This window comes from Chryseobacterium sp. T20 (assembly GCF_047345655.1).
Lineage (GTDB): Bacteria > Bacteroidota > Bacteroidia > Flavobacteriales > Weeksellaceae > Chryseobacterium.
On record NZ_JBLFDU010000001.1, the window covers coordinates 57,799 to 74,175 of the forward strand.

Here is a 16,377-nt window from a genome sequence, read left to right on the forward strand (position 1 = left end):
ATCAATCAAGAATAGCCACAACACGGGCAGGGGCTGCAGATCCTCCTACTATCTTTAGAGGAAAAACATACACTTTAAATCCTGAGGGTGGTAATGCTGCTAAGTTAGTCAGCTGCTCCATATGCAGATATTCCTTCCTAATTCCAACCCTGTGAGCAGACCAGAAATACTCCGGATCATTTTGTTCCTTAGCCTTTTTGGCCATGTATTTTAATGGCAGATCCCAACCCCATTGGTCTATACCCATAACTTTAATTCCTTGGTCAATAAGCCATTCAGTAGCCTCACTACTCATCCCTGTCCCTATATCAGCGAATTCACGACTGCCCATTAATCCATCACGATCAGTTCTGATAAGTACGATATTTCCTTTATTCAAGATGATCTTATTCAGCTCAAGATCTTTTATCAAATCTTGCACAGTAATGGCCTCAAAATCTTTTTTATGACTACAGTTAATAACGATTCCATCACCATAGCACCATTCAAGAGGTATTTCATCAATAGTTTTAGCTGGTTTACCTTCAACAACAGGACCATAATGCCAAGGAGCATCAATATGTGTTGTGGCGTGAAGTCCCATATGCTTAATTGTATCGTCCGCCCATCCTATCCAATTCTTAGGAAATAACCGAGATGGTAGTTGTAATGCGAGACGTATAAGCCAATGAGATTTTTTATGAGATTTATGCTTTATTTTGACCCTCATAAACCATGGATCATCAATATTATACTGAATAGGTTTAGAAAGATCTATTATCTTTGACATATTAATATTTTTTTCTATAAAAAGTTATTGTGCTTTGCTGCATATTATTCTGCTCCTGGAATGCAGTGCAACACAAGAATAGAATAAGTAATTCCCAGGATAATTTGTATTAGATTTTAGTTTCAAATATTTTTGTTACAAGTATGTTCAGAGAATAGCATATGTACTTATTTTCTGATGAGAAGAAGCCTCCTTTTTCATATTTAATTACTTTGATTCTTCTCCTGAGGGAACCTATGATTTTTTTTACTTCGTTTTCAAATTTGGGTCCAATATCAGAGCTCAAAAGAAGAATATCGACAGGATATTCAAATAGGTGTTTTCTTGTAAGATCTTCATTATTATATATTACAGCCTTCCACCCATCATTACTTTTAATTAAATTAATAAGAAAATCCAGGTTTATGTTGTTTTCACCTATTATTAAAAAATTAATCATTTTCATTCTTACATGCAATTTGAATCAATACTATACTGCTTTATTATTAAATGCCGAGGCATATTTTGCCCCGGCATTCTAACTATTGGAAACAACAAAACAACATCATTACCTGCCATATTCTTGAAACCCCCATTTCAAGATACAGGCAATTTCACAGGCCAATACTGATTATGATAAATAAAATCCTTGATGAAGATTTTTTGCTACATGAATACACAAAAAAACATGTCAAAAATCTAATATTGTATATCTCAAAATTTTATTCAGATATCATGATCAATACAATCTATCGTGTAAACAATTTATTTTTTTCGTTGATTAAAAGCTAATATTAGGACAGGTGTGCTCTTAACATCCAAGCCATAGTTTCATGCTTTTCCAGTAAACCGGTAATGAAATCACTTGTACCGGCATCTTTTAGAGATTCAAAGCTATGAATGTTCTCTCTGAGCTGTATAGATATACTTTCATGGTCAGCTAAGAGAATCTTGATATAGTTTTGAGCATCATTGCCGCCTCTATGATCCTCCATTAAATGCGTCAGCGCTAGGAACTGATTTAAAGTTGCAGGAGCATAATGACCCAATTTACGAATGCGCTCAGCTACTTCATCAATAATCCCATCAAGTTGCGTATATTGCTCCTCAAAGAATTTATGTTTGCTGTAAAAATCCATTCCCTCTACATTCCAATGAGCATTTCTTGTTTTTGTATATAAAATATATTCGTCAGCCAGTAATTGACACAACGAATGGGCAACCTCAGCAAGGTGGTTCGGATTTATTCCAATTTTTGCTTCCATATTATTTTTAGCGATCTTAAATAGTTGATTTTTATTATTTACAAGCAACGATCTTAATTTCTATAAGTTGACCGGGTATAGCTAAACCATTTACGACAATCATTGTACTGGCTACAGACATTGGATCAGGATAAAATTCTGTTTTAAAGTTTTTCCTTGCTTCAAATGCACTAGCCATATCCATAACATAAACCACCTCTTCTACAACATCATCAATAGTCATTTGAAACCTGCCTAAAAGCTCTTTTATATTGGCGTAAGACTGTTTCATTTGGGCTTCCATTCCCTCAGCCAGCTCACCCTTATCATTATGGCCAAGCTGTCCGGAAATCCAAACCGTATTACCTTTTTGTACTGCTTGGGCATATCCGTAGGCTTCTTCCCAGGGCATTCCCCACCCTTCTGTTTTTTTGTTTTCTTTTGACATATCTAGATTTTAAAAATGTTAATAGCATTGCTATATTTTATTAAAGGTTCAATAAAATATTGTTTCATCAGTTTTTATCACCTTTTAATATGTACAAAATTCAGAAAGAGTTGGATATTATAAATTATCCAAATCAATCTATTACTTATCATAAAAATCTGTTGAATAAAAATTACTAGAAACATACTTTTTATCTATCTAATCATTAATGAATATCGACAATAAAAAAGATATATATTAAGGATTAAACAACCCTAATGTCGAGGAACGATAAACAAGTTCAGCATCTAGAGAAATGGTCTTACTGGAATCTGAAGGGTTTTTTATTTTCTCTACAATCAATCTTGCCGCCAACTGACCCATTTGAAATAACGGCTGCTGTACACTTGATACTTGAGGATAAACCATCGTAGCAAGTTCTGTACCGGAAAAACTTGCGATAGAAACTGTTTCAGGAATCTTAATATTATTTTCGAGAAGATAATTCATTGCACCGATTGCCAATGTATCAGTAAATGCAAAGATGCTGTCAAATTCAATTTTTTTATCCAATAATTCTTTTGCTGCTTTTCGTCCATCCCCAAATAAGAGTCCATTAGATTTTATCAGTAACTGAGAATCGGATATTCCATATTTAATCATAATTCTCTGATAGCCTAGCGCTCTTTCCTTTGAATTACGGATGTTTTCAGGTCCCATAAGGTGTACTATTCTTCTTTTACCGGTAGTAAATAGATGCTCTACCATTAAAGCCGATTTGATATTATCGTTAATGATAACTTTAGAAACATCCAGAGAATCACTTGGTATTCTATCAAAGAAAACAAGTGGAACGTTCTGATTGATAATTTTTTGAAAAATTGCATTGTTTTCGGTCTGATGGCAAAGATTTACAATAATTCCGTCAACATTAAATTCTTCAAGCAGGGACAGATTTTTTCTTTCAACAGCCGGATCCTCGTCAGACTGCATAATAATAATCCGGTAACCAAGTGGATCTAAAAAGTCTCTAGCACCTTTCAAAACATTTGTTGAAAAGGGTGTAGTCATTTCAGGAACAATAAATCCTATATTCATTGAGCGTCCGTACTTCAGATTTAATGCTGTAGGATTAGGTTTATATCCAAACTTTTCAGCAGCTTCCAGAATAATTTTCTTTGTTTCTGGATGAATGTTTTTATCATTAACGAACGCCCTCGAAATAGTAGAAGTCGACAACCTGAGGTGTTTTGCCAGGTCTTTAATAGTAATTCGCTTCATAGGGCTTATAAAACTTCAATTATAGATCAAATTTAGTAAATGGAAATCTACGTGGAATCGTTTCCTAAAATTTGGCAAGAATTTCAGAAAATTAAAACAATAATGTACTTATAAATAGTCCGAAATTATTCTCTTCCTGTTTACTAGGACCATATCGATCAAAATTAGTAGCCAGTCCCAATGTAAATTCTTTATAAATTATACCTGTTCTTAACATCAAATAACTTCTATTATGTGCCCCTGAATGTGGCACAAAACCATATAAAGCTTGTATCCTACTATAAAAATTAAATTTGTCATTAATTTTAGGTTTATATTCAACCATTACCATATTTTCACTTGCAAAATCAGAAGCAATATCAATTTTGGGATTTAATATAAACAATAAATCCGGTTTCGAGTATGTATACATTAAACTGGTAACAGGGCGAAATCCATAATTTGGATAATACTGCATACCAGCGGTAACATTTAATCTTTTAGATAAACTGTACGTAATGTGAGCCTGCGTCATAATGTCTGCAGGGCTTTCTTTTGTCCAAGCTCCGGTTCCGTTTGTGACACTGAAAAATCCAAGCTTGGGTATACTTTTGAATTTTTTATTAACGATCAACTGATACATAACCCCTCGACTTCCTATCAAAACTTCCATATTGATAGGTGGATTTGAAGGTTCTCGCAGTTCTAAATTATTTTTGGTTTGGGCATAAAGACGGCTGATCGAAAAAACTGCCATTAAAGTAATCGATTGTAAAAATTTCATTAGAATCTGTATAAATTTTTATTGAATAAATTATAGAGTGTAAAATTGAATACTTTTTATTTGCATAACCTTACCAGTAGAAGATAGGATCAACAATTATTAAATGCAGAGCTACAATAACCATTATATCTTTAATTTCAGCAGTGATAAGATAAATTATTTTTATCTTGCAAAGGTCATTATTATATTTCATGTCCAATTATCCATTCCAATCCGATGTTTATCGTTAGCAAACATTGCATTATAGTGTTGGATTTAAATTTTATTTCTCCTGATCAGAAACTGAAAACATGTAATACCTGTATTAAAAGTACTGGAAATAATATTATTGTGCGAGAAAAATTTAACTTACACTGCTTTGCAGTCCTGTTTAAATTGGTGGTAGTTTGTATTGTCCAACATACTTTGCAATTACTTAATAGAAAAATTTGTACAATAAAGCACTCATATCAACTTTTTTATTGACGGACTGAAAAATGATAGCACTCCAATCAAGAATATAATCAAGCCAAATAAGACAAAAATAATGTTAATGCCAACATGATCTGCGATGAAGCCAGTTCCAATCAGAGTTAGGATCGTCGGAAATACGTCGATACTGGAATACATGGCAAAAACTCGACCGAGCATTTTAGGATTTACTCTTGTCTGAATTGTTGCGGTAAATCCCGAGTTATAAAATGAACCTGAAACACCACTAAGTACTGTCAAAAGAACAAAAAGGTAAAAGTAATTAGCATTCAACAGACCTGAAAAGAAAAAAGACATACCTATAAGAAGATGGGCTATAGTAATAATTTTGACTTTTGGTAGCTTTGGTTTCCAAACCAGCAATAATCCACCCCCAAAAACTGATCCTGAAGCCCAGACGCTTTCTATAATTCCTAATTCAATTTTACCACCATGGAAATTGCTAATAGTCATAAGGGGTATCAATGTAGATAAAGTAACGATGCATATTCCTACTATGCTACCATATAACACTATTAAAAATAAGCCTCTGTTTTTCAGGACTTCTTGATAGGCCATTTTCATATCATTGAAAAAAACAGATACTTTTATAGTTTTGTCAGTAGTATTCTTTTCGTTTGGTATTGTTATAAAAAATAAAAATAATACCGCAATAAAAGCACCTAAAATATCCAATAGCAGAACATTACCGATCGGTAAAATAGTAATCAATAAAACTCCAACGGCTGGTCCTGCAATATTTGATGCAGATCTTATGATCTGATTGGCACCGGCTATTCTTAATAGTTCCGATTTTGGAGCAATCAATGGTATTGTTGATTGCATAGCGGGCATATGAAATGTCGAACCCAGCGATCTTAGTGCAAGTATCATGTAGATCACATTTAAGTTATTGCCTCCCCAATAAAAGTAGAAGGCTAAAAATATTGTTGCGAGTGCTACAAAGCCATCCGATAGTATCATGGTCAATTTTTTGTTCCATCGGTCTACAAAAACACCTGCAAACGGACCTAAAATCCCCTGAACTAAAAGTCCTGAGATAGCGGCATATGTTAATACTTCAGCCGATCCGGTTTTTAAGCTTAACCAGGCAATGATTGCAAAATTAACAATAGAACTGGTCAGCAAAGAAATGAATTGGCCCGACCACAATAATATGAAGTTTTTTTTCCAACAATTTTCCATTGAAAGTCTAATAATATAATATTTGGGATATTTTCAGCATTAAGCGAAACGATCATTAAGAACATGACTAACAAGATAACGTCAATTAACTGAAATTTTTAGTGCGGCTAAATTACCTCTATTTTTCTCAGAAAAAGGTTTTTGTAAGATCAATATAGAAAAAGGTTTGAAATTGATAATTTTTTGATTGATTGGGCTTCAAGGTTTTAGTCTCAGATGACATACTTTTGAAAAGTAGAAAACTGAAACAACACATTCTCACTATGAAAGGAAATCTTACTATTTTGTTTATATTATTATTCACAAATATTGCTCTTGCACAAGTAGGAATCAATACTCCTAATCCAACTCAGACATTAGATGTTGATGGCACTGCAAGAATAAGACAAACACCACTAGCGCCATCTATTGGAACGTCTAACCTGTTAATTTCTCAGACCAACGGAGATGTCTATCAGATCGATCCGTCTGTTTTAACAAAAAATCTTAAAATTCCCACCACAGTCTTAAGTACAAGACTGGTTAATCCAGTTACTACTCCATTTGCCGGAGGAAATGTAATAAATCAAGTAAGGTTTGATACAACAGATATTATTCCTAACACCGCCATCGGCAATTGGAATTCAGCTAATAATACTTTTACTGTGAATATGGCAGGTGTTTATCAGATTTCTGCCAGTATTCTTCTTGCGAATTTCACTAATGCCGATGCCAACTTTACCATTCAAACCACCCCTTATAATCAAAATTCTGGTGGACTACTGCTAGCCGGAAACAAATATACTGTGAACCAGGTTCTTGCCTTGAAATTAAACCCAGGTGATACGGTTAGATGTAATATAATTACAGGCGGAGCCAATTCTTTTAATGAACAAACAGCAATTATGTCAATAATTTATACCCCTTTATAAATATTACAGCTTCATATTTTATAACATTGGTTTTTAAGGCATCATTCCAGCCTCGAAAAGTGACCTTATAGAATTATGGAGTGTCATAAAAAATGTAGCCTGAAAATGATTTAAGAAGTAATTTCTTTATTATTTACCTATTCAGCTATTTTTACTCCTATTTTATACTTCGTTTGGTCATCAGAATTGTTTGGATTCTGATGGCTTTATTTTTAACTGTTTATTCACTAAAGCTATTTGTTGATTTAATCTTTGGAACCAATGTGTACCTTTTTAGAGCTAGTTCCAAAAATAGTTATTATTCGAATGGGATCCCAAATTTTAAAGCTGTAAAGCAATTTTCAAATCATTAAAACCTGAAATATAATGTGATTCGATAACAAACAATTATGATAAACTACGAAACTATCTTTTTCTATTGCTAATGCATTATAAAAAAATTAACTACATAAATATATATATCATTATTTTGAAAAGTTTGATTTTCATAAATACGTGTTTGAAATTCACCGATCAAGTAGCTTACCAAGGGAGTACTTTTGCTAAAGTTTATAACATCATTTCTACGGTCTAAACAATTAGCATTAACTAATTGAAATGATTCTTTCAACAAATATTTCATACATTATGACAAATTTTTTTAGAGCACTTGCAATTGGGCTAATAAGTGCGATTGCTGTTTACTTTACCATTTTATTCAATATGCCTACCTGGGTTTTATTTATTACATGGGTCAGCTTTCATGTTTTCGGACAAACCTTCAGATCAATTTTACATACCTGTATTCAAATCTTTTTAGGTATAGGAATAGCCGTCCTAATAAGTATTACCGGTCAATCCTTAAGTATGTCCTTTGGTACACTCTCCCTGCCTATTTCTGTTATGCTTGTAATAACGTTTTTTGTCTCGGGGGTTCATAAATTAAAACCGTTGACAGCCATTCCTGCCTATTTCAAAGGAATTATAATATTTTTCGGCATCAATCAGCCTGCGACAGTTAATAACCTTTTCCTTATGGCTGTAACAGTAATTAGTGGATTCTTTTTCGCCTGGCTTGCTGAATTTCTTTGCAAAATTATAACCGATAAAATGGAACCCAAAGATGTCGTCAATTTTGATAATTATTAGCCAGTCAATTACTCCGCAAATCAAATTCTAAAGTTGGATGAATAGATATTTAGTTATTTAAGTATTGACAATATTCAGATATAATCCATGGATTTCAAAATCGTCACAAACATTTATTTTTTAACTCAAAACTTCTAGTATTGATATACAGGTTTACTAAAAAATGAAAAAGATAACAAAAGATCCACAGACCATTGAGCTATTAAGAAACATACCGAACCTTATCCCTGTTTATGGAGATTATAAAGACGACTGGCTGATTAAAATTTTTGACCGTAAGATTTATACATGTATAAATAAGTTATCCCCTAACAGACGTGAATTTTACAAAGTTTTATTTATCTCCGGTAAAGGTACCTCTATCTATACAATTGGTACAAATTCATACTATATTGACCAACCAAGTTTATTATTTGTTCATCCGAACGATATAATTTCCTGGAAAAACCTCTCAGAAGATAACGAAGGTTTTTACTGTCTTTTTAAGAAGGAAATTTTTAAAGATTATCCTGAATTGAAGCAGTTTATTGAAAAGTTTAATGTTTTCACCAATAAAGATTGCAACGTTATCGGTATTGCCGACGATGATATCGATCTAATCAACAGCTGTTTCGCCAATATGAAGCATGAAATGGACTCAGTTCAGGCATTAAATATTGATGTAATCCTCGCATGGCTTCGGATAATAATACTGGAAGCAATACGTTCTTCAGTTTTTATCCAGCCATATGCTACATCAAAAGAATTTCAATATTTACATCAATTTTTTAATTTATTAGAACAAGAAACTGCAAATATCAACTATGATGTGCCTATACGCATAAAAACAGTTAAAGAATTTGCAGCAAATTTAGGAATACACCCCAATTATCTCAACCGTCTGGTAAAAAAAGAGACAGGAAAAAGTGTAAGTTTGCATATCACCCACAGATTGCTTGAAGAGGCAAAAACACTGCTGTTAAGAACAAAATGGAGTTTTCATCAAATTGCGTACAGTTTGGGGTTTGATGACCAGTCAAACTTCACAGCGTTTTTTAAAAGGAATACTCATATCACTCCAAGTCAATTTAGAAATAACAAATAAATCGACAGAATGCAATAGCATAATAAAAACAAACGGTTTCAGTAGTTCAGAAACCGTTTGTTTTCACTATTTCATAACTAAGAAAAATCTTAGAAAATTCATAGTTATCAAAAATTAAATCATAATCGTGTTAAATGATCAAGCATTTAACTCATTATTTTTACTATCGTTCTAATTATTTTATTCTCTTGGCAAGTTTTACAATATTTTCCCACCCAAAAAATAAAACTAAAATGATCACCCCGACCCACCAGTATGATGGCTTATTTACTTCACCGGTATTAGCAAACTTGAACATCCGCTCCCACCTGATTTTAAATGGAGCCTGATAAGAATACCCATCATTTTTAAAAAGTCCCTGAACACTCAGCCAGGTCAATATAGGCTTTCCTATAATATTTTCTTCAGGAACGAATCCAAAAAACCGGCTGTCAAGCGATGCATCTCGATTGTCACCAATCATCATATAATAATCCTGTTTGATCCTGTAGGTTGTTGACAATTTTCCATTAATATAGATTTTCCCTCCTCTATGCATTAATGTATTATGCTCATAATCTTTGATAATCCATTCATATAACGGTAAAGAGTCTTCATTAAGTACCACCAAATCATTCTTTTTAGGAATTCTTACTGGACCATACCAATGGGGATTCCATTTTTTATTAATTGGAAAGATAGACTGAGTGGTATCTATACTTTTCGTATAAGCAGAACGGTCAGCGTTTAATTTATAAGCAACAGCAGCAGAATCTTTTGGCCAGGAAAACTGTGAAATGCTCTGCACTTCGTTATCATTTTTGAGTTCTGATGCTATTTTGTCAGTTAAACCTTGGAAAGAATATGCAAAACCATTATTGGTCTGAACTTCGTTTACAGGTAAATAACCGTAGGCCTTGTACAGAAATGGAATATTCATCTGACCGGAAGTCCTGACATTAAATGAATGCTGAAGGAATTGATCCCCCATTATATGCTCGGGCTTACCGTTAATAAAAAATTTACCATTCCTGATTTCAAATGTATCTCCTGCCACCGCAACATTCCGTTTTACATAGGGATCCATCCTATCAATAGCTTTATGAACAGAATCCCTTGGATAGTTTATCACTACAAGTTCATTTCTTTTAGGCTTCTCAAATTGAAAAATTCGCTCATAAGGAAGCTGTACAGATTCAATATATGATTTGGGGTCATCTTTTGGATTTCCTTTTTCCCCCATATCGAAAATAGTACCTTGTAAAAATGGTATTGACACAGGACGCATTGGTAGACGGTATCCATAACTCCATTTGTTTACGAATAGAAAATCTCCAACCAGCATTGTATTTTCCATAGAACCGGTTGGGATCCCAAAAGGTTGGGCTACAAAAACATGAATTATCGTAGCAAATACAACAGCAAAAGTTACAGATCCTACAACCGAATCTTGTTTTTTATTATCTTCAGCGAATAAGAGTTCGTACGCATTCTCTTCTTTAAGTACGGTTTCCTTAGAGTAATTAATGACTCCAATATAAATAAAGGGCAGTAAAACAGTTAAAAACTGATCTTTTATCAAGTACTTCCCAAATTTTTTCATAAGAAAGAGATGGAATACTGACAGCATAATAGGTCCTACCACTGGCAGGTACGAAAGAAATACCCACCATCTCGGATGTTTTGTTTCCTTTTGGATGATATAATAATTATAAAAAGGAATAAAGCTGATCAATGGATGATAGCCCATCATACGATACAATTTCCAGGTGGATGCACCCATTAATAATGATAAAATCATTACATAACCACTATAAATTAGAAAGTAATACATACCGGTATATTTGTTAAATTAAGATCAGTTGAAATCTATTTTGCTTTACTCAAATACTATTCTAAAAAGAAGAGAAACTACTACACTTATAGCAAGATATATGTCGTTGAAGCAAATTGCAGTATAATAAGTTTCTCTTCAAAGCATAAGATAAAGAAAGATTATTCGTAATTATGATTGTTAAATGTAAAACCGCTTATCAGAGATCAATACCTTAGTCATACTTAGTTTTTGAAGTAAGCGCATACTTTCCACCACCGGTGATTATCAATGTAATTGCTCCTAAAAAATAAAGGAGAATAAGCTCTATCTGCCATCCACCGCTTGTTGGATTTGTTAAAAAGAAGTCGGAAAGATGCATTAATAAAAAGGCATTAAACAATGTCGCCGCTAAAATTGCCGATACTATGCGCGTTTTGACCCCAAGAATGATCATGATCGGTGCTACAATTTCACCTATATAAGATCCATATGCAATGAAACCAGGCAGTCCTTTAGCAACTAACATTTCTGCAATCCAGTTTACACCATGTGAGAGTTTATAAAAACCATGAAATAACATGAGACCACCTATTGATAGACGCTGGATTAAGATAGCCAAACTATGATTGTTTATACTATTTAAGGAATTAATTTTATTCATTATTAACGAAATTTATTATTATATACTTATTATTTACACCTGTTTTCTTAAAATTACCAACAGTAATTCTTTTCAAATTTGTTATGACAAAGGTATAGCAGAGAATTCCTGCTGGTGTTATCTCGATCAATCCAAGATTTAGTAAATCCAATCTATTTTTTACTTCTCAATAAATTGTCGTAGTATTTTGGGACTAGCTCAGATTTTAGGAAGTCTAATTTGTAGAGAAGAAAAATTTCCCTGAGTTTCTGTCGTGCCTTAACAGCGCATTTATCTAACTATCTTTTTAATAAATATTTAAATAATTATTTCTTATTAAATAAAGTTTCTAAATAAAAATACTTGGATTGCTGATAAAATTTTAACATCCTAAACGAATTAATTGACATTCCTTTCCACCTCTTCTGAAAATAACTTTGTAAAAAAAACAATTCAATATAGCATATCGAACTGTATTGATTTTAAACAATAATTCAATTCAATAAATAATTTAAATTTATGGCTAATAATAAATTAACCAACAGAACAGGTGCACCTGTCGTAGACAATCAGAATATATTAACGGCAGGAAAAAATGGTCCAGCATTACTTCAAGACGTCTGGTTCTTGGAGAAGCTTGCTCACTTTGACAGAGAGGTTATTCCGGAACGTAGAATGCATGCCAAAGGATCTGGGGCATACGGTGTTTTTAGGGTAACTCACGATATAACAAAATATACAAAGGCAGACCTGTTCTCAGAAATCGGCAAAGAGACAGAAATGTTTGTACGCTTTTCAACTGTTGCAGGAGAGCGTGGAGCAGCAGATGCAGAAAGGGATATTAGAGGTTTTGCAATGAAATTCTACACACAAGAAGGAATATGGGACCTTGTAGGAAACAATACACCGGTATTTTTTTTACGTGACCCTTTAAAATTCCCCGACTTGAATCACGCTGTAAAAAGAGATCCTCGGACTAATATGCGTAGTGCTAACAATAATTGGGATTTTTGGACATTGTTACCTGAATCTCTACATCAGGTAACCATTACAATGAGTGACAGAGGTATTCCTAAATCATTCCGTCACATGGATGGATTTGGCAGTCACACTTTCAGTTTTATAAACAGTGACCAAGAGCGATACTGGGTAAAATTTCATTTTAAAACACAACAGGGAATAGAAAATTTAACCAATGAAGAGGCCTCTGTTATTATTGGTTCAGACAGAGAAAGTAACCAGAAAGACTTATACGAAAATATAGAGGCTGGCAACTTTCCTAAATGGAAATTATTTATCCAGGTTATGAAAGAAGAAGATGCTGACTCTTACCATATAAATCCTTTTGATTTAACTAAAGTCTGGCCACATGGGGATTATCCATTAATTCCAGTTGGTGAATTTATTCTTAACAGAAATCCATCAAACTATTTTGCCGAAGTAGAACAGGCTGCATTTAATCCCGCAGCAATAGTGCCTGGAATTGGATTCTCTCCAGATAAAATGTTACAAGGAAGATTATTTTCGTATGGTGATGCTCAAAGATATCGACTGGGTGTAAATCACCATCAAATACCTGTAAATTCGCCAAAATGTCCTTATCATTCGTATCACCGTGACGGTGCTATGCGTATTGATGGTAATTATCAAGATACAACTTCATATGAGCCTAACAGCTTTAATCAATGGAAGGACCAGCCCGATTTTAGTGAACCTCCTCTTAAAATCACAGGAGATGCAGGACATTGGAACCATCGTGAGGACGATGATTATTATAGCCAGCCAGGTAACCTCTTTAAATTAATGACGGATAAACAAAAACAAGCATTATTCCACAATACCGCTGCCTCCATTGGACAAGCTGATCAATTTATTCAGATCCGTCATATCAGAAATTGTTATAAAGCTGATCCAGAATATGGGAAAGGCGTAGCATCTGCTCTTAATCTGCCAATGAAAATTGTTCAGGAATACGAAGGATATGAAATGAAAAAATTACCAGATCTTCTCTAATGTCAATATTGCTCAGCATCATTGGAACCTTATATCATCGTTTATATTAATTATATTGAAGAATCTATTACTAAGGGTTGTTTGCATAAACGACCCCTAGTAAAGATTTTATGAATAATAGACCGTATTAAATATTTTATTTTAAACCCGGTAAAAATAATGCAGCTCTAAAATCATATAAATTTAGTCTTTATCTATTGTTAATGATCTGAGACAGGAATAACTGTTTTTACACTTCTTCTCTTTTTTAAAAAAATAAGTAAAAGAGGTAAAGCCAATGTAAAGATCATTCCAATAAAAATATATGCATCTATATAACTCAAAAGAAAAGATTGTTTTACAACGCTTTTTTCTAACACGGCTAAAGCCCTTTGCTGTGCATCATGAAACTCAAAACCTTTATTCTCAAATAATTTTGTGTAAGCGCTTAATCTTTCTGTAACTCCTAAATTATCAAGTGTAAGATGTGAAATTAAATCTGTTCTATGCTGCATCATTTGTCTAGCAATGTAGGTGTTGATGATTGAGATTCCAAAAGAACCACCAAGCTGTCTCATCATATTGTTTATAGCTGTACCTTGGGGCATATCTTTTGCTTCTAAAGAAGATACTGCAAGTGTTGATAAAGGAACCGTCAATAATGCCATTCCGATTGCCCTGTAAATCAAATTAAGAGAAATTGATTCAAAAGAAACGTCCAGATCAATGAGCGACATATTGTAATTGAATAATATAAAACTCGCAAATCCTAATAAAACAATTAGTGCTGGAGAAATTCCTTTTTGCAATAACTTACCCGTAATGATAAGAGCAAATACAGCAATGATAGAACCTGGCAATAACATTTGCCCAGCTAGTGAAGGCGTAAACCCCAGCAAACGCTGTACAAAAACCGGGGTAAGATATATTGAAGTAAACATTCCAATACCTGTTATAAATGTCAACACAGCAGAAATGCTTAATGATGTATTCTTTAGTAGCGCAAGTTTGACAACAGGATATGGTGTGATAAGCTCGCGATAAACAAATAATACAAGTGAAACAGCAGCTAAGACTGCGAGTACAATGATATATCTTGTTGCAAACCAATCTTCTGTTTCACCACGTTCCAGTACTGTTTGTAAAGATCCTACTCCAATAACCAACAATATGATCCCTGGCCAGTCAATTTGTTTTACGACCTGCCTTACTGGGGATTCTGGTAGTAACCGAAAACAGGATATTGCTGAAAGAATACCTACTGGTATATTAATATAAAAAATCCAATTCCACGAATAATTATCGGTAATATAGCCTCCGAGCGTAGGACCAATTGTTGGTCCTATAAAGACACCTATACCAAATAGAGCACTCGCAATATTTTGTTTCTCTTTTGGAAAACATTCATAGACTACCATCGCAGAAACTGATAATAACGCCCCGCCACCTATCCCCTGTAAGAATCGAAAAGCAACAAGTTCCCAGATATTAGTTGCGTTTCCACACATAAAAGAACAAAAAGTAAACAGGATTATTGATCCAATATAATAATTCCTTCTTCCTAGATTATTTGAAAGAAAACTTGTCATGGGAATGATAATCACATTTGCTATTCCATAAGATGTAATTACCCAAGAGGTATCTTCCAACGTTGCACCAAGATTACCACTCATATGGTTTAAGGCAACATTCACAATTGAAGTATCTATCAACTCCATAATAGCAGCAGAAATGACCGTAAAAATAAGAACGATCCTGGTAAAGTTACTTTTCATTTTATATTTATAAGAAAAGCACTCATAATATACCGATCGGTATATTATGAACGCAAAAAAAAATCTAAAAAAAACTAAATTAATCTACAATTGCCAGGAACCCCTTAATATAATAAGCTACCAATGCAGGGCTTTGGTGATGTGGGCCATGGCCAGACTCTGGAAGAATTATCAGTTGTAAAGTAGGTGCATTTTGTAATAATGGATACCAGTTTTCAACTGCGAAAGAAATATCATGATCTCCCATAATAACCATTATAGGATGTGTTAAGGTCCTGTATTTCTCTCGAAAGTTTTCTTTATCGTCTTTAACTTCAGCTGAAGCATTCAGATATTTCTGGAAGATCTCCTGAGTTGAGGGTATTCTACTGACATCTAACCTTTCTGAAATTCTTTTATGTGATACAAAAGCTGCTTCACGGCTTTTTAATGACTTAGGTTCAAAAAACAAAACTATTTCATCCTCTAAGTCATTAACAGGCTTTAATGCCCTTTTAAAAAATTCCGGATCAAATGGAACTTTATTTTCACCAGGAGGATTACTGCCAATAACTATCGATTTTAAAATTCGATTAGGATAATAAAAGGTAATATATTGTGCCACTAAACCACCAAAAGACCAACCCAAAACATTGAAGCGTTCAATTTTTAAATAATCAGCAAGTTCAATAATCAATGAAGATATTTCTTTCATATCTTTTGGAAATGTCCCTTCAAAAGATTCTGCTATTTCGGGATAATCAAATAATATTACCTGATGATCTTTCGATACAAGTTCAAGAAACAACGGATCCCACGTATCCATAGTTCCCCTAAACCTATTGATAAAAAATATAGGAGAGCCGTTACCAAAACTCCGGAATGCCAATTTTTGTCCGTTCAGAGCGGCGAACTGAGTGTCACCATTTTTTGATACTATACTCATAATGTTAT

At 33.6% G+C, this 16,377-nt stretch carries 15 protein-coding genes; 4 read left to right on the forward strand and 11 right to left on the reverse strand.

The window, feature by feature from the left end; genetic code table 11:
* Window position 1 precedes the first annotated feature (1 nt).
* The 7 genes from ACMA47_RS00220 to ACMA47_RS00250 form a co-directional block, all read right to left on the reverse strand.
* Window positions 2-769: a cyclase family protein gene (locus tag ACMA47_RS00220; RefSeq protein ID WP_413928166.1), complete on the reverse strand. Its 768-nt coding sequence runs from the start codon at window positions 767-769 to the stop codon at window positions 2-4.
* A 109-nt stretch (window positions 770-878) separates the two neighbouring features.
* A complete protein-coding gene (locus ACMA47_RS00225; RefSeq protein WP_413928167.1) occupies window positions 879-1,214 on the reverse strand; it encodes a hypothetical protein in 336 nt (111 codons plus the stop codon).
* Window positions 1,215-1,542: 328 nt separating this feature from the next.
* Window positions 1,543-2,013, reverse strand: coding sequence for a Dps family protein (locus ACMA47_RS00230; RefSeq protein WP_413928168.1), 471 nt, complete (start codon window positions 2,011-2,013; stop codon window positions 1,543-1,545).
* A gap of 34 nt (window positions 2,014-2,047) precedes the next feature.
* On the reverse strand, window positions 2,048-2,440 hold the full coding sequence (locus tag ACMA47_RS00235; protein ID WP_413928169.1) for a Rid family hydrolase: 393 nt from the start codon (window positions 2,438-2,440) through the stop codon (window positions 2,048-2,050).
* Window positions 2,441-2,677: 237 nt separating this feature from the next.
* Complete coding sequence (locus ACMA47_RS00240) at window positions 2,678-3,700, reverse strand: LacI family DNA-binding transcriptional regulator (RefSeq protein WP_413928170.1); 1,023 nt, start codon at window positions 3,698-3,700, stop codon at window positions 2,678-2,680.
* A 91-nt stretch (window positions 3,701-3,791) separates the two neighbouring features.
* Window positions 3,792-4,463, reverse strand: coding sequence for a hypothetical protein (locus ACMA47_RS00245; protein ID WP_413928171.1), 672 nt, complete (start codon window positions 4,461-4,463; stop codon window positions 3,792-3,794).
* Between the two features lie 444 nt (window positions 4,464-4,907).
* Window positions 4,908-6,119, reverse strand: coding sequence for an MFS transporter (locus ACMA47_RS00250; protein ID WP_413928172.1), 1,212 nt, complete (start codon window positions 6,117-6,119; stop codon window positions 4,908-4,910).
* A gap of 263 nt (window positions 6,120-6,382) precedes the next feature.
* Between ACMA47_RS00250 and ACMA47_RS00255 the strand changes: the two genes are divergently transcribed.
* The 3 genes from ACMA47_RS00255 to ACMA47_RS00265 all read left to right on the forward strand — a co-directional run bounded on the left by ACMA47_RS00255 (window position 6,383) and on the right by ACMA47_RS00265 (window position 9,242).
* Complete coding sequence (locus tag ACMA47_RS00255; RefSeq protein WP_313001656.1) at window positions 6,383-7,030, forward strand: hypothetical protein; 648 nt, start codon at window positions 6,383-6,385, stop codon at window positions 7,028-7,030.
* A gap of 627 nt (window positions 7,031-7,657) precedes the next feature.
* Window positions 7,658-8,158 carry a DUF1097 domain-containing protein gene (locus ACMA47_RS00260; RefSeq protein WP_313001658.1) on the forward strand — a complete coding sequence of 167 codons (501 nt, stop codon included), beginning with the start codon at window positions 7,658-7,660 and terminating at the stop codon, window positions 8,156-8,158.
* A 163-nt stretch (window positions 8,159-8,321) separates the two neighbouring features.
* A complete protein-coding gene (locus tag ACMA47_RS00265; RefSeq protein ID WP_413928173.1) occupies window positions 8,322-9,242 on the forward strand; it encodes a helix-turn-helix domain-containing protein in 921 nt (306 codons plus the stop codon).
* A 175-nt stretch (window positions 9,243-9,417) separates the two neighbouring features.
* On the opposite strand, the gene lepB is transcribed toward ACMA47_RS00265, so the two are convergent.
* Window positions 9,418-11,055 (reverse strand): signal peptidase I, encoded by a 1,638-nt coding sequence (gene lepB / locus ACMA47_RS00270; protein WP_413928174.1) that lies wholly within the window; start codon window positions 11,053-11,055, stop codon window positions 9,418-9,420.
* A 214-nt stretch (window positions 11,056-11,269) separates the two neighbouring features.
* The gene (locus ACMA47_RS00275; protein ID WP_313001663.1) at window positions 11,270-11,698 is read right to left on the reverse strand and encodes a DoxX family protein; all 429 of its coding nucleotides are present in this window, start codon (window positions 11,696-11,698) and stop codon (window positions 11,270-11,272) included.
* Between the two features lie 498 nt (window positions 11,699-12,196).
* Between ACMA47_RS00275 and ACMA47_RS00280 the strand changes: the two genes are divergently transcribed.
* Entirely contained in the window at window positions 12,197-13,690 is a 1,494-nt protein-coding gene (locus ACMA47_RS00280; protein WP_413928175.1) for a catalase, read from the forward strand.
* A gap of 200 nt (window positions 13,691-13,890) precedes the next feature.
* On the opposite strand, the gene ACMA47_RS00285 is transcribed toward ACMA47_RS00280, so the two are convergent.
* Window positions 13,891-15,444, reverse strand: coding sequence for a DHA2 family efflux MFS transporter permease subunit (locus ACMA47_RS00285; RefSeq protein WP_413928176.1), 1,554 nt, complete (start codon window positions 15,442-15,444; stop codon window positions 13,891-13,893).
* Between the two features lie 79 nt (window positions 15,445-15,523).
* Complete coding sequence (locus ACMA47_RS00290; RefSeq protein WP_413928177.1) at window positions 15,524-16,369, reverse strand: alpha/beta fold hydrolase; 846 nt, start codon at window positions 16,367-16,369, stop codon at window positions 15,524-15,526.
* Window positions 16,370-16,377: the final 8 nt, after the last annotated feature.

Coding starts and splice junctions, on each gene's coding strand:
- ACMA47_RS00220 (WP_413928166.1), bottom strand. CDS start 769: ATGTCAAAGATAATAGATCTTTCTAAACCTATTCAGTATAATATTGAT.
- ACMA47_RS00225 (WP_413928167.1), bottom strand. CDS start 1,214: ATGAAAATGATTAATTTTTTAATAATAGGTGAAAACAACATAAACCTG.
- ACMA47_RS00230 (WP_413928168.1), bottom strand. CDS start 2,013: ATGGAAGCAAAAATTGGAATAAATCCGAACCACCTTGCTGAGGTTGCC.
- ACMA47_RS00235 (WP_413928169.1), bottom strand. CDS start 2,440: ATGTCAAAAGAAAACAAAAAAACAGAAGGGTGGGGAATGCCCTGGGAA.
- ACMA47_RS00240 (WP_413928170.1), bottom strand. CDS start 3,700: ATGAAGCGAATTACTATTAAAGACCTGGCAAAACACCTCAGGTTGTCG.
- ACMA47_RS00245 (WP_413928171.1), bottom strand. CDS start 4,463: ATGAAATTTTTACAATCGATTACTTTAATGGCAGTTTTTTCGATCAGC.
- ACMA47_RS00250 (WP_413928172.1), bottom strand. CDS start 6,119: ATGGAAAATTGTTGGAAAAAAAACTTCATATTATTGTGGTCGGGCCAA.
- ACMA47_RS00255 (WP_313001656.1), top strand. CDS start 6,383: ATGAAAGGAAATCTTACTATTTTGTTTATATTATTATTCACAAATATT.
- ACMA47_RS00260 (WP_313001658.1), top strand. CDS start 7,658: ATGACAAATTTTTTTAGAGCACTTGCAATTGGGCTAATAAGTGCGATT.
- ACMA47_RS00265 (WP_413928173.1), top strand. CDS start 8,322: ATGAAAAAGATAACAAAAGATCCACAGACCATTGAGCTATTAAGAAAC.
- lepB (WP_413928174.1), bottom strand. CDS start 11,055: ATGTATTACTTTCTAATTTATAGTGGTTATGTAATGATTTTATCATTA.
- ACMA47_RS00275 (WP_313001663.1), bottom strand. CDS start 11,698: ATGAATAAAATTAATTCCTTAAATAGTATAAACAATCATAGTTTGGCT.
- ACMA47_RS00280 (WP_413928175.1), top strand. CDS start 12,197: ATGGCTAATAATAAATTAACCAACAGAACAGGTGCACCTGTCGTAGAC.
- ACMA47_RS00285 (WP_413928176.1), bottom strand. CDS start 15,444: ATGAAAAGTAACTTTACCAGGATCGTTCTTATTTTTACGGTCATTTCT.
- ACMA47_RS00290 (WP_413928177.1), bottom strand. CDS start 16,369: ATGAGTATAGTATCAAAAAATGGTGACACTCAGTTCGCCGCTCTGAAC.